Here is a 22734-nt window from a genome sequence, read left to right as displayed (position 1 = left end):
AATGTATGTTGAACTTGATCGGACGCGCCGCCTCAGCGGCAGGCGCGATAGCCGTTCTTGCGGTTCTTGACGTCGAAATGGAAATGGTTGCGGTGGTCGTAATTGTAGCCGGGGCCGAGCACCGTGGTGAAGTAGTCGCAGCCGTCGGAGCGCACGGAATCAAGGAAGCCGCTGGTGCGGAAGGCGAACCAGCCGGGCTTGCGCACGTCGATATCCTCACCATTGTTCAATTCGATGCTCATCACATCGAGCGCGTTGCCCTTGCCGTGCTCGGAAAGAACGCCTTCACCGGCGATCCTGCGGCAGGAATAGCTCGATCCCTGATGGATGGTCTTGACGCCGGAGAAGTAGCGCCAGCGTGCAGTCGGAACGAGCTCCTTCTCTGTCCAGGCAGCGAAGGTGGCCGCCATGTTGCAGCTCAATGTCGCTGCCGGCTTCATCTGCACGCTGCCGATCGCAGTCACTTTCACCGGATGCTCGATGCCGCATTGCCCTTCGCGGATCGGTGCGAGGTCGGTATAGGCCACGTCAAGCCGCTTCAATTCCTGTCGGCAATCGACCTCTTCCGCCGACAACTGCTCGACCGGCGACATCGGCTCATCCATGCGCGGATAGGCAGCGGTCATGTAGGGGTTGGAAGGGACGAGGCTTTGCAGGCCGGACGTTTTCGGCAGGGCGGCGGTCGTGGAGCCGACATCCACGGCAGGCTTCAATTCGAAGACGTCGCCGGTGGTGCAGGCTGAAGCCACAGCCACGACGCACAATGCCACAAGGCGGCCGGGTGTCGTCCACGGGGCGCGCTTCGGCCGCGCGGCGCTCCGCATGGCATGCAGTTTTCCAGCCATCGTCGTTCCCGTCCGTTGGGCAATCCCCTCCCAGCCAGCGTGTTTTACGCTGCAAGGGTAAAGGAAAGCTCAGCGGCGCGGTTTACGGCTGTGGTGGAAATGCGGCGGCGGCTCCGTCGCGGCCTGCGCTCATTGGCAGAAAGTGCCGCCGTTGCGGCGAGGCGCCAGGTCCAGATGCAGGTGTTTGGCGTGGTCGGCATCGCTGCCGGGGCCGAGCACGGTCTTGAAAGGCCCGCAGGCCGCCTGGCGCACGCGATCAAGCAATCTTGCCTGCTTTTCGGGTCGTGCGCCGTCGACTTCAACCACCGTGTTGTCGGCAAGTGTGAGGCTGGCGATGTCCAGGGCGTTGCCGAAGCCGTGTTCGGAGAGTTTCGTGCTGCCGTTGCGTGGCCGGCAGACATAGCCGGAAGCCTGTGCGACCGATATCGGCGCCGCGCCGAGTTCGGCCTGCGCTGCCGGCGAGACGACATCGATGAGGAAGCGGGACAGCGTTTCCGCCATCGCGCAATTGAGTTCGGCCGCCGGTGTGATTTCGATCGACCCTCCTGCCTTGCGAAGGGTGAGCGGGTAGGGCACCGAGCAGCCTAGCGCGGTGTCGCGCTCCGGCGGCCGGTCTGAGAATTCGGCGCCCAGCGCCTTCAACCGCTCGCGGCAGGCCAATTCGTCCGCGGGCATCTTGTCCTCGGCTATGTTCGCGGAACGCGGGTCCGGGGTGGCCGGAGGATTGGGCTGTTTCGTCCATCCCGGCGGCGGGCTTGGGCCCTGGAACGGTTTTGGGGGCAGGGTGGGCGATGTGTCGGCTTCCCTCGGCTTGGGCTGCGGCAGCGGTATGTCGGGCGCCGCGGGAGGTGTTGGTTCCGAGGCGTCGCGATTGATCTCCGGCACCGGAGCCCGGGACGGCAGCTGTGTGGGCTTGGCCCAAAGCAGATCGCCTTGCGATGCCGCAGCTGCGGCAAGCAACGCTATTGCGATTGGCGACAATGTCCGTTTCGACAGCATGGCCGGTTGCAAACGAATGCCATCCGCATCGGTTGCGGAGCGAAGGGAAGTTGGCGATCACAATGGGTTACCGCTCTGTCGCGGAAGATTGGCCGTCAGTGTCTTCGAGAGATGTTGACTGCCAACGCCAACAGCTTGAAATGCGGTTCCCTCCTTTTTGCCGGTTTTCCCAAAATGTCCCAGATTCTGTCGCCTCGCTTCCTGCCGATCCTGATGCTTGTCGCCTCGAACGTCTTCATGACCTTCGCCTGGTACGGCCATCTCAAGTTCAAGACCTCGCCGATCTGGATCGCGGTGATCGCGAGTTGGATGATCGCCTTCTTCGAATATTGGTTTGCGGTGCCGGCCAACCGCATCGGCAGCCAGATCTATTCAGCGGCTGAACTGAAGACGATACAGGAGGTCGTCACGCTTACGGTCTTCGCGGTGTTCTCGGTGTTTTATCTGAAGGAATCGCTGACCTGGAACCATGCGATCGGCTTTGCGCTGATCGCCGGCGGTGCCGCCTTCATCTTCAAGGGATGACAATCTGGATGCCCAACGAACGGATGGGATGAATTCGAGCTGCCCCGGCGTTATCGTTCTGATCGAAACGCCAGGAGGAATTCCCATGCAAAAGCGACTTCTGATCCATGCGGCGGCTGCACTGGTCTCGCTGCCGTTCCTTGTCGCCCAAGTCTACGCCGCTGGCGAGAGTGGCGGGAGCGGAGGCGGCACCAGCGGTGGCGCGAGCAGCGGCGGAGGCGGTAGCGCCGAGACAACCGCCAAATGCAAGAAGAAGGGCGAGGTCTACGACACCAAGTCCAAGAAATGCGTGCTGCCCAAGCAGGGCATGCTGGATGACAATAACATCTACCAGGCGGGGCACGATCTCGCCATGGCAGGTCGCTATGACGAGGCGATCGCCGTGCTGACGCTCGCCGAGAACAAGAAAGACCCGCGCATCCTCAATTATCTCGGCTATTCGCACCGCAAGTCCGGCCGCGTCGTTGTCGGCCTCGGTTATTACGAGGAAGCATTGCGCCAGAACCCCGACTACACGCTGGTGCGCGAATATCTCGGCGAGGCACGGCTGCAGATGGGCGATATCATCGGAGCGCGCGCGCAGCTTGGCGAGATCGAAAAGCGCACAGGCAAGACGTCTCGCGAATACGGCATGCTTTCGGAGCAGATCGAGCACTACGAACGCAGCTGAAGCCCACCGGTTTTGAATGCCGGCTGTCAGCGAGCGGCCGGCATTTACCTATCTCTGAAACAGGCGAGTTCTTGGCTGCGGTGCCATGGGCGCCGCGGTATCCCCAAATCGTCGGCGTTGTTTTTTTGACGTGAAAATCGCCGCAAGCTTGCTATATTCCGGGAATCTGAGGTGACACGGTTCCGTCAGTCCGAGGCTGCCGGACCGTTTTCTTTTTGCACCCAGCGACACGGTCTGCCCCGTTGAGGGGCTGGCGGCATGAAAGGTGAAACGATGAACAAAGTGCCGATGACAGGCGGAGGTTTTGCGACGCTCAGGGAAGAGTTGCGCTGGCGCCAACAAGAAGAGCGGCCGCGCATCATCGAGGCGATTTCAGAGGCGCGCTCGCATGGCGATCTTTCGGAAAACGCCGAATACCACGCCGCAAAAGAGCAGCAGAGCCTCAATGAGGGTCGCGTCAGCGAACTCGAGGATCTGGTTGCCCGCGCCGAAATCATCGACGTTTCCAAGCTGACCGGCGACAAGGTCAAATTCGGCGCCACCGTCGTGCTTGTCGACGAGGATACCGAGGAAGAGAAGACCTACCAGATTGTCGGCGACCAGGAAGCCGACGTGAAGTCGGGCCGCATTTCGATCTCCTCACCGATTGCCCGCGCGCTGATCGGCAAGGCCGTTGGCGATGCCATCGAGGTCAACGCGCCAGGCGGCGCCCGCGGCTACGAGATCGTAGAGGTCCGTTTCGTCTGAGTTTTTCGGATTTCCCCCGGTGTAGCGATCCCGCTCGCCGGGGCGCCTGAACGGTCAGGCTCGCCCGTCTTTCAAAGCCAGCAGCCTGGCCGCTTCCTCGAAAGCGGCCCGAGGCGTGACGCGTCCGTTTTCGCCTGCGATCAATGTCGAGGCAAAGGGGCCACGCGGTCCGGTCAGCCCCGGCTCCGTGGTCAGGAAGATGGCAACCGTCGGCAATCCAAAGGCTGCGGCAAGATGCGTCAAACCCGTGTCCGCGCCGACAACCAGCGTCGCGCCGCCGATCAGGCGCGCGACATCCGACAGAGGCGATTTCGGCACCACCAGCGTTTCCGGCACGGCATTGCCGATCGCCTCCGCCACGGTTCTTTCCTTGTCATTTGACCAAGTGGTAACCGGAGAGAACCTGCTGGCGACCATAAGTTGGGCCGTTTCGATCCAGTCTTGCATCGGCCATTTCTTGTCCTCGCGGCTGGTTCCGTGCAGCAGGATCGCGGTTCGCTCTGCCTGCGCCAAGGGCGCGCCGGGCGGCACCACGATGCCGGAATCGAGCGTCGACAGGTCCGGCTCGTAACCAAGTGCCAGGCCGAACAGGCGCCTGGTGCGCTCGATGGCATGCATGTCGCGGGGCACGCCATAGCGCTGGTCGTAAAAGACGGTTGCCGAGGGTTCGCGCGCGCTCGCCTTGTCGAAGCCGGCGATCGGTGCTCCGGCGAGCTTCGCCACGAAGGCAGATTTCAGCAAGCCTTGAGCATCGAGAACGAGATCGTAGTGGCCGGCGCGCAATGCGTGGCGCAGCGCGGCGCCCTCGCGCCAGGTGTTGGAGGAGACGACCTGCTTCCGCCAGCGCCGCAGGGCAACCTTGTGAATGGTACCGATCGCGGGGTGGAGTGCAACGATGTTGGCGAAGGCTTCTTCCACGCACCAATCGAAGGACATGTCGGGTCGTGCGTTCAACGCGTCCTGAACGGCGGGAAAGGTGTGGATCACATCGCCCATCGAGGACGTCTTGACGATCAGCACTTTCATGCGGCGGCCGGCGCATCGATCAGATGGTCGGCGGCCTGCAACACACGTTCGACATCGAGGGTGTTCAGGCAATTCATATGGCCGAGCGGGCAGACTTTCTTGTGACACGGCGAGCAGGAAAGCTGCAGCCATACCAGCTCGCGCCGCTCGGCCAGCGGAGGCGTGTTTTCGGGCGAAGTCGAGCCATAGACTGCAACGACCGGCGTCCCGACGGCGGCCGCGACGTGCATGAGCCCACTGTCGTTGGATACAGCGAGCCTTGCCGCCGCGATCAGGTCGATGGCGTCCACCAGCTGCGTCTTGCCGGCCAGATCGACACATCCGGGAGCCAACTCGGCGATTTCTGCCGTTACGGCGCTATCGTTCCTGGAGCCGAACAGCGCCACCCGCAACCCTTTCGCCATCATGGCGCGGGCAAGGCCGGCATAGGAAGCGCTCGGCCAACGCTTCGCCGGCCCGAACTCGGCGCCCGGCATCATTGCCACGAACGCCCCCTCAACAAGCCCGTAGCGAGCGAGGAGTTCCGCCTGGTTCGCGCCATCCACGGTCAGCTTCGGAGCCTGGAAGGAACCACCACGCGCCAGCGAAAAGAACCCATGCGCCGTGCGGCGTTTCTGCTTCTCGGGCAGCGGCACGATGTCGGTGAGCAGGCCGTAGCGCATCTCGCGCAGATGGCCGACGCGCTTGGGGATGCCTGCAAAGAACGGGATAAGCGCCGACTTCAGGCTGCCGGGCAGAACATAGGCCATGTCGTAGCGGCCCTTGAGCATGCGGCCGAAGCGGCGGCGCACGCCAAGCTCCAGCTTGCCGGACGGTACCGGCATTTCGATCTGCTGGCGAACTTCCGGCATGCGCCCTACCAGCGGAGCGGCCCAGGCAGGCGCCATCACGTCGATGCCGGCGTTTGGATAAAGCTGCTTCAGTGCCGAGAACAGGCACTGCGCCATGACCATGTCGCCCACCCAGCGGGGGCCGATCACGAGGATCGTCGGGCTTTCAGCCATTCGACATAGTCTTTCACGCCGGTTTCGACATCGCGGAACTGGCCATTGTAGCCGGCTGCGCGCAGGCGGGACATATCAGCTTGCGTGAAGCTCTGGTAGCTGCCCTTCAGATGATCGGGGAAGTCGATATATTCGATGCTCCCCTTGCCGAGCGAGGTGATGACCGTCTCAGCTATGGCGCGGAAAGGCTGGGCGCGGCCGGTACCGCAGTTGAAGATGCCGCTGACGCCGCGTTTCCAGAGCCAGAGATTGACGTCGGCGACATCGCCGACGTGGATGAAATCACGGCTCTGCTCGCCGGGACCAAACCCGTCATAGGCGCCGAACAGCTTCGGGTTTTCGCCACGCCCGACCTGGTTGAACAGGTGGAAGGCGACCGAAGCCATCGTGCCCTTGTGCCGCTCGCGCGGGCCGTAAACGTTGAAATAGCGCAGGCCCGCAACCTGCGAATGGCTGGGACCGACGTTGCGGCGCACATAGTCGTCGAAAAGTTTCTTCGACCATGCATAAACGTTGAGCGGGCGCTCGAACTCGGCTTCCTCGCGGAACTCAGAGCCGCCGCCGTAGACGGATGCGGAGGAGGCGTAGAGGAACGGCACGCGTGAGCCCAGACAGGCGTGCAGCAGTCGTTTCGAGTAGGTGAAGTTCACGTCCATCATGAACTTGCCGTTCCACTCGGTGGTCGTCGAGCAGGCACCCTGATGGAAGACGGCTTCGACGAAGCCGAGTTTCCCGGCCTCAATGAGCGGCAGGAATTCGTCCTTGTCGAGGTAATCGGCGATCCTGAGGTCGGCCAGATTGACGATCTTGTGGCCGTCGGTCAGGTCGTCGACGACGAGGATGTCGTCATGGCCTTCCGCGTTGAGCGCGGCGACGATGTTGGAGCCGATCATGCCGGCTCCACCGGTTACGATGATCATCAGGGCCTCGAATTGGTGAGCGGATCGAGGCTCTTATAAGAGAGGCCGGCGAAGCTGTCGACACGGCTTGCCTTGCCGGTCGTGCTGGCGGCGCCGCAGTTGCGCAGACAGGGTTTGCGGTATATCCGCTTCGCCATGAGCGAGTTGCACCTGTCTTCTCCCGAAATCCTCCACCGCGCGATTGCACGGTTCGCCGATGTCACCGTCCTGGTCGTCGGCGACCTCATTCTCGACCGCTTCGTCAATGGCGTCATCGAGCGCATCTCACCGGAAGCGCCGATCCCGGTTCTGCACGGGCGCGGCGAGATGCTGGCCGTTGGCGGCGCCGGCAATGTCGTCTCCAACATCGTTTCGCTGGGTGGCCGGGCGGTTCCTGTCTCGGTGCTCGGCGATGACGCGGCGGGCCGCAACGTCATGCGCATGTTCGAGGAACTCGGCGTCGATGCCACAGGGATCGGGCAGACGCGCGAACGCATGACCTCCTCGAAAAGCCGGTTCAGCGCGCTTAACCAGCAGGTTCTGCGCTTCGACGAGGAAGAGGTCCGCGCACCCAATGCGGCGGAGCGCAAGGAGCTCGTCGCGCATTTTCGCGCAGCGCTCGAGCGCGCGGACATCGTCATCCTCTCCGACTACGGCAAGGGTGTTCTGCTCGACGGCGTGGCCGCGGAATTGATCGCGATTTGCCGCGAGGCCGGCAAGCCGGTGCTCGTCGATCCGAAGGGGCGGGACTATTCACCCTATCGCGGTGCGACCGCTGTCACGCCGAACCGCAAGGAACTGGGCGAGGCGGCGGGACGCGCCGTGTTCGCCGACGATGAGATCGTGGCTGCGGCGCGCGAGTTGATCGCCGCGAACGGCTTTGACTTTGTCGTCGCCACGCGCAGCGAAAAGGGCATGAGCGTGGTCGATGCCGGATCGGCTCGCCATATCGCCACGCAGGCACGGGAAGTGTTCGACGTCTCCGGCGCCGGCGACACCGTGATCGCCTCCTTCGCGCTGGCGCTGGCCGCCGGGGCCGACCGCGCCGCAGCGGCGGCCATTGCCAATGCCGCCGGCGGTGTCGTCGTCGGCAAACGCGGCACGGCGCGGCTGACCGCCGACGAATTGACCGGCGCGCTGTTCCGCTCGCACGGCGCCATTCACAAGGACGCCATCCTCGACGCCGCCGCCGCGCAGCGGCTGGTGGCGACCTGGAAGGAAGAGGGGCTGACGGTGGGTTTCACCAACGGCTGCTTCGACATTTTGCACGCCGGGCACGTCAGCCTGCTGCATGCCGCGCGCAGCCAGTGCGATCGGCTGGTGCTCGGCCTGAACAGCGACGCCTCGGTGCGGCGCCTGAAAGGACCGAACCGGCCCGTCAACGATCAGCACGACCGCGCTTGCGTGTTGGCGGCGCTCGCTTCCGTCGATGCCGTCGTGGTCTTCGACGAGGATACGCCGCTGAAGCTTATCGAAACGCTGCTACCCGACATCCTGGTCAAGGGCGCGGACTATACGATCGACCAGGTGGTCGGTGCAGAGGTGGTGCAGAAAGCGGGCGGGCGCGTTGTCCTGGTCGATCTCGTCGCGGGAAAGAGTACCACCGGCACAATCGGCAAACTGCGCGCCGGCACAGGAAACTGAGAGCTTCATGTCCAATCTGAATGACTACCTCGACCGTTCGGCCGCCGCGATCACCGCCATGGTCGAACGCGATCTTTCGGCCGAAATGCAACGGGCGACCGATGCGGTCGTAACCGCTTTGTCATCGGGCAAGGCGTTTCTGATCTGTGGCAATGGCGGTTCGGCCAGCGATGCGATCCACATCGCCGGCGAACTGGTCGGGCGGTTCCTGAAAGAGCGCAAGGCCTATAACGTCATTGCGCTGCCTGCCAATGCCGCGGTGTTGACCGCCTGGGGCAACGACTACGGTTTCGACACTGTCTTTTCGCGCCAGGTCGAAGCGCATGGTGCGCAAGGTGCGGTGCTGCTGGCGATTTCGACCAGTGGCAATTCGCCATCCATCCTGGCAGCGGCCGAACAGGCGCGAACGATGGGCATGACCGTGATTGGCATGACCGGCGATACCGGCGGCAAGCTGAAGCCGCTCTGCGATGTGCTGCTCAACGTGCCTTCGACCTCGACGCCGATCATCCAGCAAGGCCACATCTGCCTCTACCATTATCTGTGCGAGGAGGTGGAAATCCGCCTCAGCGCCAGCCCGGACAACCGATGACGGAAGACGCTGTCCGGTTCCCGCTCGCCGAGCCGGGGCTGTGGGTGGAGCGTGTCGGCGACACCGTCTTTCCGTCGGGCGAGCCGGCCCTCTTTCTCGATCGCGACGGCACCATCAATGTCGATACCGGCTATCCGAGCAATGCCGGACAGGTCGTTCTGCGCGAAGAAATCGTGCCGGTCATCCAGACCGCCAACAGCGTCGGGCTTCCGGTCGTCGTGGTAACCAATCAGTCCGGCATCGCGCGCGGCTATTTCGGCTGGGCTGAATTCGCGGCGGTCAATGGTCGCGTGCTGGAGCTTTTGCACGCAAGGCATTGCTCGGTCGACCTGGTGTTGGCGTGCGCCTATCACGAAGCAGGCAACGGACTGCTCGGCGTGGCCGATCACCCGATGCGCAAGCCCAATCCGGGCATGTTGCTGCGGGCGGCCGAGATTTTGAAGGTCGATCTGGCACATTCGCTTGTGGTCGGCGACAAGCAAGCCGATGCTGAAGCCGGGCGTCGGGCGGGGCTGTCGAAAATATTCCTGGTGGGCGGCGCGGTCAGCGCGGAACAGGCCGCGATCGCCGAAATGGAAACTATTCGCCGGCTTTGACCGAGCTGCCATTGGAGCTGGAGTCGCGCGCTTCGAACAGCTTCGCCTCGGTCACATAAGAATAGAGAAACACCATCGCAGAATGGACGTAGCCGTGGCGGCCGCAGAGAAAATAGCGCTTGCCGACGTAAAATTTGAGGAAATTGACCCAGGGTGAGAACACGAGGCGCGACATGCTCGGCTCGTCTCCCTGCTCCATCTGGGCTTCGACCTTGAGCGACGAATAGGCGTTCGTGCGGCTCAACTCGTTCGCAACCGACGTCGGGCGGCGGTGGAGCAATGTGCCTTTCTGAATCAGGGCTGTCTCGCCAGGGACCTTGTAGGTTTCATGCACGCGGCGGGAGAGGTCGACCGATGCCTTGTCGCGCCGGAAGAGCCGAAAGATGCGGTTATGGGCAACCCACCGATGGGCATAGCCGTAACCGTTGATCCAATCGCGGCGGCGGACGTACCAGCCGTTGACGGCGTCATCGCCCTTCTGTGTCGCTTCCATGATCGACTGCTTCAACTCGGTATCGACGCGCTCATCGGCATCGATGCTCAGGCACCAGGGCTGGGTAGCGTGCGTGAGTGCGAAGAGCCGCTGCTGCGGAAAACCAGGCCACTCATTGCGGATCAGACGGATCGGAAAGCCTTTCGCCGCAAAGCTTTCGATGCATTCGAGCGTGCCGTCGGTCGATCCCGAATCCACGACGACGATCTCCGCGCAGAAGTCGACGCTTTCCAGGCAGTCGGCGATCATGCCGACTTCGTTCTTGCAAATGATGAGCGCGGAAACGGGAGCTTGAAATCGGGACATCTGAAACAATCTGAGAGAAGGTCGGATAATGCCTTGCGGCCGGCACTTTCCCTATGTTTGGTGCGCCGCGCCGATTTCAACCAGTCCTTCGTCCTTGACCTGGCGGATGGTCAATGCGGTCCGCACCGTGTCAACATTCGGCGTGGAGGTTAGTTCCTCGATCACGAAACTTTGGAAGGTGGCGAGGTCGCTGGTAACGCAATGTAGCAGAAAGTCGGATTCCCCCGATACCATCCAGGCGTCGCGAACGATGGGCCAGCTGCGGGTACGTTCGGCGAAGGCCTTGAGTTCCGCATCGGCCTGATGATGCAGACCGATGAGGCAGAATGCCACGACATCCATGCCGAGCACGGGCGCATTCAGCAAGGCGCGATAGCCGCGGATGATGCCGCTTTCCTCCAGTCGCTTGACGCGTCGAAGACAGGGAGGGGCGGAAATGCCGACCCTGCGCGAAAGCTCGACATTGGTCATACGGCCGTCTTTTTGCAGCTCGCGCAATATCTTCCAGTCGATGGCGTCGAGATCGGCCTTGATCGGCATGGTCGCTGTCCGCTGCGCAAGAATGTTTCGCGACATCGTCATTAAACGAGTTTGCGGGTCGCGCCATCCCTGCGAAAAGGAAATTTCGATATTCACCGGGGGTTAACCACAAGCATCCGGTTCCGCATCGTGTATTCAGCATTATGGGGACACTTGTCGCACGTCCTTGCTGGGGAAGGGGCCAGCACTTACATTGCGGCAACAATTGCCGCTCGTTTCGGCCGCGCCATGCGGCCGTCCTTCGCAAAAGGCCGTTTCATGACCGTCAAGCACGCGCCCGTTCTCATCATCGGCTCCGGCCCGGCCGGCTACACTGCTGCCATCTACGCGGCGCGGGCGATGCTGAAGCCGATGCTGGTCGCGGGCCTGCAGCAGGGCGGCCAGCTCATGATCACCACGGATGTCGAGAACTATCCGGGTTTTGCCGAGCCGGTGCAGGGGCCGTGGCTGATGAGCGAGATGCTGAAGCAGGCCGAACACGTCGGTACCGACATCGTCAATGACATTATCACCGAGGTGAACCTGGATGTTCGCCCCTTCGTGGCCAAGGGCGATTCCGGCACGACCTACACGGCGGATACGCTGATCATCGCCACCGGTGCGCAGGCCAAGTGGCTGGGCATCCCTTCCGAGCAGACTTTCATGGGCTTTGGCGTGTCGGCTTGCGCCACCTGCGACGGCTTTTTCTATCGCGGCAAGGACGTCGCCGTGGTCGGCGGCGGTAATTCCGCTGTTGAAGAGGCGCTCTATCTGGCCAATCTGGCCAAGTCGGTTACGGTCATTCACCGTCGCAGCGAGTTCAGGGCGGAACGCATTCTGCGCGAACGCCTGATGAAGAAGGATAATGTCCGCGTCATCTGGGACACGGTGGTGGACGAGATCACCGGCCGCCCCGGGAAGACACCGCTGCCGCCTTCGGTCGAAGGACTGAAGCTGCGCAACGCCGTCACCGGTCAGGAAAGCCTACTCAAGGTCGATGGCGTGTTCGTGGCGATCGGTCACGCGCCGGCGGTCGAACTGTTCGCCGGCAAGCTCAAGCAGAAGTCGAATGGTTATCTGTGGACCGCGCCGGATTCGACGCGCACCGATATTCCGGGCGTCTTCGCGGCCGGCGATGTCACCGACGATATCTATCGGCAGGCGGTGACCGCGGCGGGTATGGGATGCATGGCGGCGCTCGAAGCCGAGAAATATCTCGCGGGCATAGAGGTACATCGGGAAGCGGCGGAGTAAGCCGCAAAATCTCCGAAATCTTTCTTCAGACGCCAAAACGAAAACGAGGGGAATCATGGCGCTGGATTGGGACAAACTTCGCGTGTTTCACGCCGCAGCGGAGGCTGGCTCCTTCACGCATGCGGCCGAGACACTGCATCTTTCACAATCGGCCATTTCGCGGCAGGTCAGCGCGCTGGAACACGATGTCGGCGTGCCCCTGTTCCATCGCCATGCCCGCGGGCTGGTGCTGACCGAACAGGGCGAGATGCTGTTTCGCACGGCGCACGACGTGCTGATGAAGTTGGAATCGATCAAGACAAGGCTGGCGGAGTCCAAGGATCGGCCATCCGGCATTCTGCGCGTGACGACCACGGTCGGTCTTGGGGCCGGCTGGTTGACCGATCGGGTGCAGGAATTCATCGACCTCTACCCGGAAATCCACCTCCAGCTCATCCTCGCCAATGAAGAGCTGGACCTGACCATGCGGCAGGCGGACTGCGCCATCCGGCTCAGGCAGCCCCAGCAGCCGGATCTGATCCAGCGGCGCCTGTTCACGGTCCACTTCCACCTCTACGCCTCGCCGGCCTATGTGAACAAATATGGCAAGCCGGCCTCCGTGGCCGAGTTGAAAAACCACCGCATCGTCACGTTCGGCGTGCCGGTGCCGACACATCTTTCGGAGCTCAACTGGCTGGAGACGGTCGGCGATTTCGAAAGCGGCCAGCGCGTTCCGACGCTGCAGATCAACGACATCCTGTCGATCAAGCGCGCCGTCCAGGGCGGCGCAGGCATCGCCATGCTGCCCGACTATGTCATCGGCAAGGATGCCGGTCTGGTGCAGCTTCTTCCGGAAACCGAAGTACCGTCCTTCGACACCTACTTCGCGTATCCCGATGCGATGAAGAATCAGGCCAAGCTGCATGTGTTCCGCGACTTCATCATCGCGAAGGCTCGCAACTGGTCATATTGAAGGCAAGCTGGTTCAGCTCCCGTTTCGGCAGATTGGGTGCCGGCGGCGCTCAGCCGCCTTGCCATGGCGTCAGCCGTGGCAGCCAGCCGGGAACGGCGCGCCGATAGGCTTCGTACTGGGCGCCGTAACGCCTTGCCAGGGTCGGTTCTTCGTAAAGGCGAACAAAAGACCCTACCGCCACCGCCACGACGATCGCGTAGAGAAGGACGGCCCAACTGGCGAAGAGCATCGCTTGGCCGACAATGATCGACAGCACCGCGACATACATCGGGTTGCGGACGAAGCGGTAGACACCGCCAACGACCAGCTTTTCGGTCGGCGCGATCGGGGCAGGGGTGCCGGAGCCTTCGAGGGCAAAACGGGCAAAGCAATGAACCAGCACGGCAATCGCCGTGATGATCAGCAGCGCGCCGAGCAGGGTTTGAGGCAGGAAGCCTGAGAAGGGCATCCTGTAACGGTCGAGGACCAGCCAAGGCAACACACCAGCTACGATGCACGGTGCCAGCAGGAAGAAGACGGCACTGCCCGCCACCGCCGAAGCTCTGGTCTTCATGACAATCCCCGTGCATTGGGCCGCGAAAGGGCTAGCCCATATGATGCCTGTTTCGATGGCAGCGGTCCGCGCTGTTGGCATGCCTGATCGACGTTGTTTGCAGCGCAGCACGACAATCATTGTGCAATATGCTTGCTTTTCTGGCCCTATGGCCAAGAAATGCGCGTTGGACCACAGCCTGTGCCTTTTTGCATGTGTGCGTTGCAAAATGAGTGCTTGTTTCTTGGGCAGGATACGCCCATATATCAGTCATCTCCTGGGCGCGTTCTCCTCCCATTAGCGCCCTCGAGTGTTCCCCTCTGGAGGTTTAGCCCTAACGGGCACTTCCATTCAACTTAGCCGGGTCTTCGCGATCCGGCTTTTTTGTTTTCTGAAGCAGGATACGCCCTCGCGGCGATCTTTCAGCATCGAGCCCCATTCCCGACCAATAGTGCCGCACCATCCACCGTCGCCAGCTGGTCCAGCGCGCGGCGGTTTCGGAAATCGGCTGCCCAAGCGCTATTCATCCGCCGTGTAACGGTGACATGTAACATCAGGTAACATGCAGTCGACGCGAATTAGCGACTATGCACATACCCAGGACGCGGTGTGGATTGTTCGGGGATGGGGGCATCTTCCGAACAGTCGGGCTCTGGCAACGGCCGCGTCCAGTCCTATTTTTCCCGGTGTGGCGGCCGCCGGGGCCAGGCGGCGGACTTGAGGTTTCCTCCCGGAGACGAAGCGGTCCCAGAAAAACGGCGCCCCGCAATCGGAGCGCCGTTTTTTGTTCAACGCTGCAAGCCTTGTGGCCCAGCCAAACGGCTTTTCCCGAAGGCAGCCGGTATTCCTCAGGCTGCCTTGCCGTTAGAGTTCATGACCTCGTCGGCCAGGCGCCCGGTCAATTCGGCCATATGATCGAAGGTTGCCGTATAGCTGGCCACGCCGGCGGTCGCCGAGCGCAGCTCGATGATGAGGTCACCGATCTCAGCCTGCGGCATTGTCGCCTCCACCACATCCCATCCCGGCCAGTCGGAGCGGGCGTCGTATCCCAGGATTTGGCCACGACGTTGCGGAATGAGGGCAATGATCTTGGCCGTCGCATCCGATGGCGTGACGATCTCGACCTTCATGACCGGCTCCAACAGTACGGGCGAGCAGGCCGCCATGCCCTCCTTCATGGCGAGTTTGGCCGCCATCTGGAAGGCCATGTCGGACGAGTCGACCGCGTGGTAGGAACCATCCGACAGGTTCACGGTGACGTCGACCACGGGGAAGCCGAGCGGCCCGCCCTTGAGATAGTCGCGTACGCCCGTCTCCACCGACTGGATGTAGGTCTTCGGCACCACACCGCCTGTGATCGTGTCGGTGAACTGGAAACCCGTGCCGCGTGGCAACGGCTTGATCTCCAGCACCACGTCGCCGAACTGGCCGTGGCCGCCCGACTGTTTCTTGTGGCGGCCACGCTGCTGTACGGATTTGCGGATTGTCTCCCGATACGGCACTGCGGGGGCGTGGCCCTCGATCTGGATCTGGTTCTTGCCTTCCAGACGTTCGCGCACCACCCGCAGATGCATCTCGCCATGTCCCGACAGCACTGTCTCGGCCGAATCCTGGTTGTGGCTGACGCTGAGCGAGGGATCCTCCTCGGCAAGCCGCTGGATGGCGGCCGACATTTTGACATCGTCCTTGCGTTCCTTGGGCCGCAGGGCAAAGGCAAAGACCGGCCGTGGCGCGGCGAGCGCCGCGAGCGGTTTGGCGCCACCCTTGGCGGAGGTCAGGGTCTCGCCGGTGCGGACTTCGTCGAGCTTGCCCAGCGCGACCGTGTCGCCGGTCCTGGCCGACGGCTGTTTCGATTGGTCCTTGCCCAACATGCGGTAGATGCCGGAAATCTTCGCCGTGTTTCCATTGGGCAGGAAGAGCTCGGCGCTGTCGGCCACTTGCCCCGACAGGATGCGGGAGACTGACAGCTTGCCGCCATGGGCGGTGTGGATGGTCTTCATCACCTGCACGATCGCTGCCGGTCCATCGAGCACACCGAGGCGCTTGCGGGTCGCGTCGATGTCGGGAGCGTCATGGCGGATGGTCTTGAGGAGGCGCAGAACGCCATTGCCCTTTTCGGCGGTGCCGATCAGCACCGGCGTCACCGCGCCGGTTCGCAAATCCGCGGCCAGGTCGTCGAAGACAGCGTCGCGGGGCGGTTCGATCTCCTCAAGCAGTTGCTCCATCAGCTGATCGTCGTGGTCGGCCAGCGTTTCCAGCATCGAGAAGCGGGCCTCGATCTCGCGCGCCTTGTCGTCGCTGGGGATTTCAGCGACCTCGCTTTCGGCATATTCGCGATAAATGTAGGCGCGCTCCAAAGCGAGGTCGATCGAGCCGATGACGACCCCGTCCTTGCGCAACGGAATCTGGCGCAACAATAGCGGCACGGAGCTGGTCGGCTGCAGCATCTTCAGCGTTTCGCGCACGCCGGCTATCGCCTTGTCGACCTTGTTGAGGAACAGGATGCGCGGCACGCCGAGTTCGTCGAGCTTGCGCATGATGAGCTGGAGAGCCGGAATCTTCTTCTCGTCTGCCTCGGCCACGACCACCGCGATGTCGCATGCAGCGAGCACGGGTTCGGCCTCGAACGCAAATTCGATGGAGCCGGGGCAATCGACGAAGGTGAGCTGGTCGCCCATGAATTCGGTGGATGCGAAAGTGGCTTCGACGCTCATGGCGTGCGAGCGGGCTTCCGGCGAATGATCCGACACGGTGTTGCCGGACGAGACCGGGTTCTGCCTGGGAATGGCGCCCGTGCGGGCGAGAATGGCTTCGAGAAGTGTCGTCTTACCGCTGGCGAAGGGACCGACTATGGCGATGCATTTCGGTCCCGAGCGTCGTCCTCCGGCGCGATTACCCATGCTGACCTCCACTCAGGCATTTCGCTGAGAGCGGCGGCCGGCCTGTCGGCCGTCGCAGGCAGGTCGGTTAGCCACCTGCCGGAGATCATCGAAACATGGGTTAGGAGGCAGGGCAAGGAAAATAGGTGACGATCGGGCGCGGATGACCGACAAAGGCGCTCGGGCTGGTTTCAGAAGGAGAACGCCGGTGAAAATCATCGCTTGCGGCAGCGTGCCGACAATCATCGCCTCCAATGCCTATTTCACCGGGCGGGTGACGCAAAATCCGATCATCGAGACCGAGGCGCCGGCGCGGCTGCGCGCAACCTCGGTCAGTTTCGAGCCGGGTGCTCGCACGCATTGGCACACGCATCCGCTCGGCCAGACGCTTTACGTCGTCTCCGGAGCGGGACTTGTTCAGAGTTCGGGCGGGCCGATCCGCGAGATCAGGGCCGGCGACACTGTCTGGTTCGAGCCTGGCGAGAAACACTGGCACGGCGCCGGTCCGAAGACGGCGATGACCCATATCGCCATGCAGGAAGCGCTCAACGGCTCGCCGGTCGATTGGCTGGAACCGGTGAGCGACGAGCAGTATGGCGGCTAAGGCCGACGGCCCGACCGCTGCCCAAACAAAAAGCCCGGTCCAGGACCGGGCTTTTTCAATCATTGCATCATGGTAGCCGTTTTCAGGTCAGGCTTGCGGTGAAGCGCTGGATGCGCGTGCAGGCCTCTTCCAGAAGCGTTTCGGAGGTTGCGTAGGAGATGCGGAAGTTCGGGCCGAGGCCGAAAGCCGAGCCGAACACCACCGCCACACCTTCCGCCTCGAGCAGCTCGGAGCAGAACGTCTCATCGGTATCGATCACCTTGCCGGCGGCGGTCTTCTTGCCGATCAGCTGCGCGCAGGACGGATAGACATAGAAGGCGCCTTCCGGCGACGGGCAGGTGATGCCGCGTGCCTGGTTCAGCATCGACACGACCAGATCGCGACGTGCCTGGAAGATCGCCTTGTTTTTCTTCACGAAATCCTGCGGGCCGTTCAGCGCTTCCACCGACGCCCACTGCGCGATGGTGCAGGCGCCGGATGTCTGCTGGCCCTGGATCATGTCCATCGCCTTGATGAGCGGCAGCGGGCCGGCGGCATAGCCGATACGCCAGCCGGTCATGGCATAGGCTTTCGAGACGCCGTTCATGGTCAGCGTGCGCTCGTAGAGACGCGGCTCCACCTCGGCGATGGTCTTGAAGACGAAATCGCCATAGGTCAGATGCTCATACATGTCGTCGGTCAAAATCCAGACCTGCGGGTGCTTCAGCAGCACCTCGGCCAGGGCCTTGAGTTCGGCCTCGCTATAGGCGGCGCCGGACGGATTGGACGGCGAGTTCATCACCAGCCATTTCGTTTTCGGCGTGATCGCCTTTTCGAGCGCAGCGGCGGTCAGCTTGAAGCCGTTGTCGATGCTGGTCTCGGCAAAGGCCGGGGTGCCGCCGCAGATCGCCACCATTTCGGGATAGCTGACCCAGTAAGGGCGGGGGATGACGACCTCGTCGCCCGGGTTGAGCGTGGCCATGAAGGCGTTGAACAATATTTGCTTGCCGCCAGTGCCGACGATCGTCTGCTCCGGCTTGTAGTCGAGATTGTTTTCGCGCTTGAACTTCTTGGCGATGGCGTCGCGCAGAGGCGCGATGCCCGAAACCGGCGGGTATTTGGTCTCGCCGCGGCGGATCGCTTCGATGGCCGCGTTCTTGACGTTGTCGGGCGTATCGAAGTCCGGCTCGCCCGCGCCCAGGCCGATGATGTCGCGGCCAGCATTTTTCAGCTCGCGCGCTTTCTGCGTGACCGCGATGGTCGCGGAAGGCTTAACGCGGGAAAGGGCATCGGCGAGGAAGGCCATGACATATCTCCATTGGGCAGCAGCCAAGACGGCAGCGGCGCTTGTATTGTCGTATCGGCAAAACAAGCGCAAGCTTCGTTTGATAAGCCAGAGACCCGTAAGCGCATTCGAATATATTAACGCGCGGTAAAACCTTGGTGAGTAGATTTGCCGGGTTCTTGCAGGTCGTGAAGCGAGGGACTGTGTCGCGCAGCATCGGGTTAGCCCATGTCATCCGTCACGATGATGGTACCTCGACCGGTGTCTGGGGCCCGTATACTTTAAAAAGCGCCTTCCAGCCCATCTTCGCGTTCCAGGAAGGCAAGCTTGTCGTCGTCGCCTTCGAGGGGTTGATCCGGCCTTTCCGCGACGGCGAATTGCAGTCGCCCAGCGCGTTCTTCGCCAATTGCCCGCCGGCGGATCGGCTGCATATCGAAGCGCTCACCCGCACCTTGCATTTGCTCAATGTCGGCGTCAGCCTGCCGGAGGAAAGCTCCATCTTCATCAATTTCGACCCTTCGGTTTTCATCGACAGGGCCGTGTCCGAAAGCGCGTTGCGCGAAATGCGGCTTGTGCTGCACGAAGCCGGCATCGACCCACAGCGTGTCGTCTGCGAGGTGACCGAGCAACGCTCGGCCTCGAAGGAGGCGCTCTCCAATTTCGTCGAAGCGCTGAGGACGAACGGCTTTCGTATCGCAGTGGACGACTACGGCGCCGACGATTCCGACATCAACCGTATCAAGGAACTGCGGCCCGACATCGTCAAGTTCGACGCTCATTGGATCACCCAGTTGATGGAATCCGGCGCGGGTTTTGCCCTGCTGATGACGATGGTCGAAGCGTTCGAAGGGCGAGGCATCCGAACGGTTTTCGAAGGCATCGAGGAAAGCTGGCAGCTCGATCTCGCCGAGAAATCGGGCGCCTCCATGGTGCAAGGCTACGTGCTGGCCAAACCGGAGATCGCGCCGACCAGTTTCCGTGCACTGACCAGGACCATGCAGGCCCTGGAAGCGCACCACCAGCCGTCTCCGGAACCTGACGGCAACGGGCCGTCCCCGCCGGCGCGCCCAGGCAAAACCTTCGGCAAGCGCATCATCCAATAATCGACGACATGTGCCGCAAGCGCCTGTTGGCCGACCCTCACGCGCTCTTTGCACGAATTGCGCGGGAATCGAGAGCGGCGCCGTTAAGCGAATGCATCACTGTCGCTGATCGAAATACAGCAAAAGAAATCGCTGGATGATGTACCCTGGCTGCGGCAAAGGGGTGCTTTCCGGGGAAGCGCGATGACAATATTCTACGGCATGATCGACAGCGGCAACTGCTACAAGCCGCGCCTTCTGATGGCCAAGCTTGGTCTGCCCTTCACCAATGTCGAAGTCTCCTCGCACAACGGTGCGACGAGAAAACCGGACTTTGTCGCCAAGAACCCGAATGCGATGGTGCCTCTGCTCGAACTGGACGATGGCAGGCGCATCGCCGAATCCAATGCGATCCTGCTTTATCTTGCCGAAGGCACGCGGTTCCTGCCCGCCGATCGCTACGAGCGGGCGCTTGCCTATCAATGGCTGTTCTTCGAGCAATACAGCCATGAACCCTATATCGCCGTGCGCAAGGCGTTGCTGACTTTTCCCGAGCGGGCCAAGGATGCAACGCCGGAACGGCTCGCAACGACGCTGGAGCGCGGCAACAAGGCGCTTGGCGTGATGGAGCAGCGACTGCGGCAGAGCCCGTTCTTTGCAGGAAACAGCTACAGCGTCGCCGATATCGCGCTTTATGCCTACACGCATACGGCCGAGTTCGGCGGCTTCGATCTCAAGGTCTATCCGGCCGTCGGCGCATGGCTCAAGCGCGTTGAGGCCGATCCCGGCCACGTCCCGATCGAATGGCTGCCGTGAGACAATTCAACATGGGCCGCGCCATTGATTGCGGGAAGGCGACTTCATGATCCTGATCGGGCAATATGATTCACCGTTCGTGCGGCGGGTCGGCATCGCGCTGACGCTCTACGGCATTCCCTTCGAGCACAGACCCTGGGCGACCTTTGGCGACGCCGACAAGATCCGGCCCTACAATCCGCTGACCCGCGTGCCGACGCTGGTGCTGGACGATGGCGAAGTGCTGATCGAAAGCCATCTCATCCTCGATTACCTCGACAGCCTGGTGCCGGCCGAGGAGGCGATGTTTCCGCGCGCGCAGCCGTTGCGGCGCAAGGCGCTCAAGGTGGCGGCACTTGCGACCGGCATGGCCGACAAGGCGGTGAGCCTGTTCTACGAAAAGCGCCTGCATGCCGATGTTTCCGGCCTGTGGGCGGAGCGGTGCCGGACGCAGATCGCTGGCGTACTCGCCGCGCTGGAAAGCGATCTGGCGGATCGCGGACATGAATTCTGGTTCGGCGACCGCATTGGCCATGCCGATATCGCGGTGGGAGCGGCGCTGCGTTTCGTTAACGACGCGCATCCGGGGCTGGTGTCGATGTCCGGATTTCCGAAGCTGGCGGCGCATGCGGCAAAGCTCGAGGCGATGCCGGTCTTCAAGGCGATCGCCCAGGAGTTCGTGGCGCCGGCCTGAGCGGCGATCGCTTCGAAGGTCGATGGGAAAAAACAAAAAGGCGGGATAAATCCCGCCTTTCCAATGTCTGCTAGCCTGACCCGGAGCATTCTGGGTGACGCTGGCGGCAATCTGCCGCTTCAGCCTGTCTTGCCTTTCATGCTCCGGCGCGCTTCTCGCGCGACTGCCAGTACATCCGTGACTTGCCGCGCGCCCCGGGCTATTGCCCGGCGCGCGCCTTGCGCCAAATCAGGCTGCCGACAGAGATCCAGCCGAGGACTTGCCGGTGCGGCGGTCCTGCTCGATCTCGTAGCTGATCTTCTGGCCATCAGCCAGGGTGGTCAGACCAGCACGCTGCACAGCGGAGATGTGGACGAAAACGTCCGCGCCGCCGGCATCAGGCTGAATGAAACCGAAGCCCTTGGTGGCGTTGAACCACTTGACCGTTCCAGTTGCCATATCGATGTTCCTTCACATTCACTTGCGTTTTCTTCAGACCGGACCCTATCCGGCCGTTGGTATCGAGATTTTGGAGAAAGACGGGAGCAAACGCGGGTATCGCGAGGCATGGGGTCAATCGGCCCAAATATCAACGCCACGCATATAAGCGACTTTTTCTCCAAAAACAAGGTGGTGTTGTTCAATCGTCAATGCAGTGCACCGCCAGACTGGCGAGATGCAGGACGGCGGCGTAATCTGGCGGCTTGCGCGCTTCACGCCGGAGGAGGCCATGAAAAAGACGATCCTGCTTGCCGCCTGTCTGTCCCTGGTGGCCGCCGAAGCCGGGGCGATCTCGCGCTACGATCCGACCCGCATGAGCTGCGACCGGGTGCAGGCGCTGGTTACCCGCGAGGGCGCCGTCATCCTGCGTTATCGTTCCAAGCACAATCCCAACCTGCCGCTCTATGACCGCTACGTAGCCAGCGCTCGCTTCTGCGACATGGGCGAGGTGCGCAGCCGCGCCTATGTGCCGAGCGCGGACACCAGTTCCTGTCCGGTGTTCAAATGCAAGCGGCCCGACAACGACCGCCGCTTCCGCCGCATGATCACGCCGTTCGACTAACGGTTCGCCCGGCGCGCTTTTTCGAGCGTCAGTGGCCATATGCCTGCTCAGAACCCGAACGAAGCCTGCTTTGATGGCGGCGGCCCGACGTGGACGCCTTCCATCGCCAGCATCTTTTCCTTGGTGTTGGAGCCGCCCGGAGCCGAGAAGCCACCGATCTTGCCGCCGGCCGCGGTGATGCGATGGCAGGGGATAACCAGCGGCACCGGATTGGCGCCGAGCGCCGCCCCCGTCTCGCGCGCCAGGCCGGTATGGCCGGCGCGTTTCGCCAGTTCGCCATAGGTGGTGGTTTCGCCGAAGGCCAGCTTGCGGGCGGCGTCGTAGATGGCAAGACGAAAATCGTCGACGCCGTCGAGATCGACCGGCACTTTCGAGAAATCGACCGTTTCGCCGGCCGCGTAGGCCTTGATCGAGGCGATCAGTTCGGCCACCCAGCCCGGCGCTGTGTTCTCATCGAAATGCTTGCCCGGCACGGCTTCCAGCCTGAGCAGCCGGCGTTCCAGGCTTTCGCGACTGGACTGCGGCAGGCACAGGCGGATCAATCCGCGTTCGTTCCAGGCGATGCCCATGAAACCCATCGCCGTCTCGAAGATGGCATGGCCGGGTATTGTAGCAACGGTCTTTTCAATGGCGGTCTGCATGATGCGGTTCCTTCCATTTCCAGCGTGGCTTCCAGGGAAGAAACCGACGCAAAACAGTACAAATCATGAACAATCTGGCATGTTTCGCGGCTTTTCGCCACCCGAAAACCATTTCCCCTCGAGGTTGCCC

26 protein-coding genes are annotated in these 22734 nt (G+C 62.3%); 13 read left to right on the top strand and 13 right to left on the bottom strand.

Annotated features, from left to right (window positions below):
- Positions 1–32: 32 nt before the first annotated feature.
- Both QFZ88_RS06685 and QFZ88_RS06680 read right to left on the bottom strand, forming a co-directional pair.
- A complete protein-coding gene (locus QFZ88_RS06685) occupies positions 33–845 on the bottom strand; it encodes an extensin family protein (RefSeq protein WP_024925371.1) in 813 nt (270 codons plus the stop codon).
- Between the two features lie 129 nt (positions 846–974).
- A complete protein-coding gene (locus QFZ88_RS06680; RefSeq protein WP_244431126.1) occupies positions 975–1520 on the bottom strand; it encodes an extensin family protein in 546 nt (181 codons plus the stop codon).
- Positions 1521–2018: 498 nt separating this feature from the next.
- Here QFZ88_RS06680 and QFZ88_RS06675 point away from each other — a divergent pair, with 498 nt between their 5' ends.
- The 3 genes from QFZ88_RS06675 (at position 2019) to greA (ending at position 3786) form a co-directional block, all read left to right on the top strand.
- Entirely contained in the window at positions 2019–2369 is a 351-nt protein-coding gene (locus tag QFZ88_RS06675) for a DMT family protein (RefSeq protein ID WP_024925369.1), read from the top strand.
- An 85-nt stretch (positions 2370–2454) separates the two neighbouring features.
- Positions 2455–3039 (top strand): tetratricopeptide repeat protein, encoded by a 585-nt coding sequence (locus QFZ88_RS06670; RefSeq protein ID WP_024925368.1) that lies wholly within the window; start codon positions 2455–2457, stop codon positions 3037–3039.
- A gap of 273 nt (positions 3040–3312) precedes the next feature.
- Positions 3313–3786, top strand: a complete 474-nt coding sequence (gene greA / locus QFZ88_RS06665) for a transcription elongation factor GreA (protein ID WP_024925367.1) — start codon at positions 3313–3315, stop codon at positions 3784–3786.
- Between the two features lie 54 nt (positions 3787–3840).
- Here the strand turns inward: greA and waaC are convergent, their stop codons facing one another.
- The 4 genes from waaC to QFZ88_RS06645 are packed head-to-tail and all read right to left on the bottom strand — an operon-like array spanning position 3841 to position 6873.
- Positions 3841–4812: a lipopolysaccharide heptosyltransferase I gene (gene waaC, locus QFZ88_RS06660; protein ID WP_024925366.1), complete on the bottom strand. Its 972-nt coding sequence runs from the start codon at positions 4810–4812 to the stop codon at positions 3841–3843.
- A complete protein-coding gene (waaF, locus tag QFZ88_RS06655; RefSeq protein ID WP_024925365.1) occupies positions 4809–5816 on the bottom strand; it encodes a lipopolysaccharide heptosyltransferase II in 1008 nt (335 codons plus the stop codon). Before waaF ends, waaC begins: the two co-directional genes overlap by 4 nt.
- Positions 5789–6736 (bottom strand): ADP-glyceromanno-heptose 6-epimerase, encoded by a 948-nt coding sequence (gene rfaD, locus QFZ88_RS06650; RefSeq protein WP_024925364.1) that lies wholly within the window; start codon positions 6734–6736, stop codon positions 5789–5791. The genes waaF and rfaD overlap by 28 nt, the downstream gene beginning before the upstream one ends.
- Positions 6736–6873, bottom strand: a complete 138-nt coding sequence (locus tag QFZ88_RS06645; RefSeq protein ID WP_161773052.1) for a hypothetical protein — start codon at positions 6871–6873, stop codon at positions 6736–6738. The genes rfaD and QFZ88_RS06645 overlap by 1 nt, the downstream gene beginning before the upstream one ends.
- On the opposite strand from QFZ88_RS06645, the gene rfaE1 reads away from it, so the two are divergent.
- The 3 genes from rfaE1 to QFZ88_RS06630 are packed head-to-tail and all read left to right on the top strand — an operon-like array spanning position 6872 to position 9547.
- Positions 6872–8359: a D-glycero-beta-D-manno-heptose-7-phosphate kinase gene (gene rfaE1, locus QFZ88_RS06640; RefSeq protein ID WP_024925363.1), complete on the top strand. Its 1488-nt coding sequence runs from the start codon at positions 6872–6874 to the stop codon at positions 8357–8359. The two genes, QFZ88_RS06645 and rfaE1, sit on opposite strands and share 2 nt — an antisense overlap.
- A gap of 7 nt (positions 8360–8366) precedes the next feature.
- Positions 8367–8951 carry a D-sedoheptulose-7-phosphate isomerase gene (locus QFZ88_RS06635; RefSeq protein ID WP_024925362.1) on the top strand — a complete coding sequence of 195 codons (585 nt, stop codon included), beginning with the start codon at positions 8367–8369 and terminating at the stop codon, positions 8949–8951.
- Positions 8948–9547, top strand: a complete 600-nt coding sequence (locus tag QFZ88_RS06630) for a D-glycero-alpha-D-manno-heptose-1,7-bisphosphate 7-phosphatase (RefSeq protein WP_024925361.1) — start codon at positions 8948–8950, stop codon at positions 9545–9547. Before QFZ88_RS06635 ends, QFZ88_RS06630 begins: the two co-directional genes overlap by 4 nt.
- Here QFZ88_RS06630 and QFZ88_RS06625 read toward each other — a convergent pair.
- Together QFZ88_RS06625 and QFZ88_RS06620 are read right to left on the bottom strand one after the other, a co-directional pair.
- Positions 9531–10346, bottom strand: a complete 816-nt coding sequence (locus tag QFZ88_RS06625) for a glycosyltransferase family 2 protein (RefSeq protein WP_024925360.1) — start codon at positions 10344–10346, stop codon at positions 9531–9533. The two genes, QFZ88_RS06630 and QFZ88_RS06625, sit on opposite strands and share 17 nt — an antisense overlap.
- Positions 10347–10397: 51 nt before the next feature.
- Positions 10398–10886 (bottom strand): Lrp/AsnC family transcriptional regulator, encoded by a 489-nt coding sequence (locus tag QFZ88_RS06620; RefSeq protein WP_024925359.1) that lies wholly within the window; start codon positions 10884–10886, stop codon positions 10398–10400.
- 258 nt (positions 10887–11144) lie between these two features.
- Here QFZ88_RS06620 and trxB point away from each other — a divergent pair, with 258 nt between their 5' ends.
- Complete coding sequence (trxB, locus tag QFZ88_RS06615; RefSeq protein WP_024925358.1) at positions 11145–12119, top strand: thioredoxin-disulfide reductase; 975 nt, start codon at positions 11145–11147, stop codon at positions 12117–12119.
- A gap of 55 nt (positions 12120–12174) precedes the next feature.
- Complete coding sequence (locus QFZ88_RS06610) at positions 12175–13071, top strand: LysR family transcriptional regulator (protein WP_024925357.1); 897 nt, start codon at positions 12175–12177, stop codon at positions 13069–13071.
- A 49-nt stretch (positions 13072–13120) separates the two neighbouring features.
- Here the strand turns inward: QFZ88_RS06610 and QFZ88_RS06605 are convergent, their stop codons facing one another.
- Together QFZ88_RS06605 and QFZ88_RS06600 are read right to left on the bottom strand one after the other, a co-directional pair.
- Positions 13121–13624 (bottom strand): methyltransferase family protein, encoded by a 504-nt coding sequence (locus QFZ88_RS06605; protein ID WP_024925356.1) that lies wholly within the window; start codon positions 13622–13624, stop codon positions 13121–13123.
- An 827-nt stretch (positions 13625–14451) separates the two neighbouring features.
- Positions 14452–16503 (bottom strand): elongation factor G, encoded by a 2052-nt coding sequence (locus tag QFZ88_RS06600; protein WP_024925355.1) that lies wholly within the window; start codon positions 16501–16503, stop codon positions 14452–14454.
- 187 nt (positions 16504–16690) lie between these two features.
- On the opposite strand from QFZ88_RS06600, the gene QFZ88_RS06595 reads away from it, so the two are divergent.
- Positions 16691–17086, top strand: a complete 396-nt coding sequence (locus QFZ88_RS06595; protein WP_024925354.1) for a (R)-mandelonitrile lyase — start codon at positions 16691–16693, stop codon at positions 17084–17086.
- Between the two features lie 82 nt (positions 17087–17168).
- Here QFZ88_RS06595 and QFZ88_RS06590 read toward each other — a convergent pair whose 3' ends face one another.
- A complete protein-coding gene (locus QFZ88_RS06590; protein ID WP_024925353.1) occupies positions 17169–18371 on the bottom strand; it encodes a pyridoxal phosphate-dependent aminotransferase in 1203 nt (400 codons plus the stop codon).
- Between the two features lie 182 nt (positions 18372–18553).
- Between QFZ88_RS06590 and QFZ88_RS06585 the strand changes: the two genes are divergently transcribed.
- From QFZ88_RS06585 to QFZ88_RS06575, 3 genes are all read left to right on the top strand, one after another.
- Positions 18554–19453, top strand: coding sequence for an EAL domain-containing protein (locus QFZ88_RS06585; RefSeq protein ID WP_024925352.1), 900 nt, complete (start codon positions 18554–18556; stop codon positions 19451–19453).
- Between the two features lie 183 nt (positions 19454–19636).
- On the top strand, positions 19637–20248 hold the full coding sequence (locus QFZ88_RS06580) for a glutathione S-transferase family protein (protein ID WP_024925351.1): 612 nt from the start codon (positions 19637–19639) through the stop codon (positions 20246–20248).
- Between the two features lie 46 nt (positions 20249–20294).
- Positions 20295–20921 carry a glutathione S-transferase family protein gene (locus QFZ88_RS06575; protein WP_024925350.1) on the top strand — a complete coding sequence of 209 codons (627 nt, stop codon included), beginning with the start codon at positions 20295–20297 and terminating at the stop codon, positions 20919–20921.
- Positions 20922–21149: 228 nt separating this feature from the next.
- Here the strand turns inward: QFZ88_RS06575 and QFZ88_RS06570 are convergent, their stop codons facing one another.
- Positions 21150–21359, bottom strand: a complete 210-nt coding sequence (locus tag QFZ88_RS06570; protein ID WP_024925349.1) for a cold-shock protein — start codon at positions 21357–21359, stop codon at positions 21150–21152.
- Between the two features lie 271 nt (positions 21360–21630).
- Between QFZ88_RS06570 and QFZ88_RS06565 the strand changes: the two genes are divergently transcribed.
- Positions 21631–21963, top strand: a complete 333-nt coding sequence (locus QFZ88_RS06565) for a hypothetical protein (protein ID WP_036255237.1) — start codon at positions 21631–21633, stop codon at positions 21961–21963.
- A gap of 47 nt (positions 21964–22010) precedes the next feature.
- Here the strand turns inward: QFZ88_RS06565 and QFZ88_RS06560 are convergent, their stop codons facing one another.
- Positions 22011–22604: a methylated-DNA--[protein]-cysteine S-methyltransferase gene (locus tag QFZ88_RS06560; RefSeq protein WP_051504783.1), complete on the bottom strand. Its 594-nt coding sequence runs from the start codon at positions 22602–22604 to the stop codon at positions 22011–22013.
- Between the last annotated feature and the right edge of the window lie 130 nt (positions 22605–22734).

Origin of the sequence: Mesorhizobium sp. YL-MeA3-2017, assembly GCF_030814575.1 — a bacterium.
Lineage (GTDB): Bacteria > Pseudomonadota > Alphaproteobacteria > Rhizobiales > Rhizobiaceae > Mesorhizobium > Mesorhizobium terrae.
This window is presented reverse-complemented; position numbering and strand designations above follow the sequence as displayed.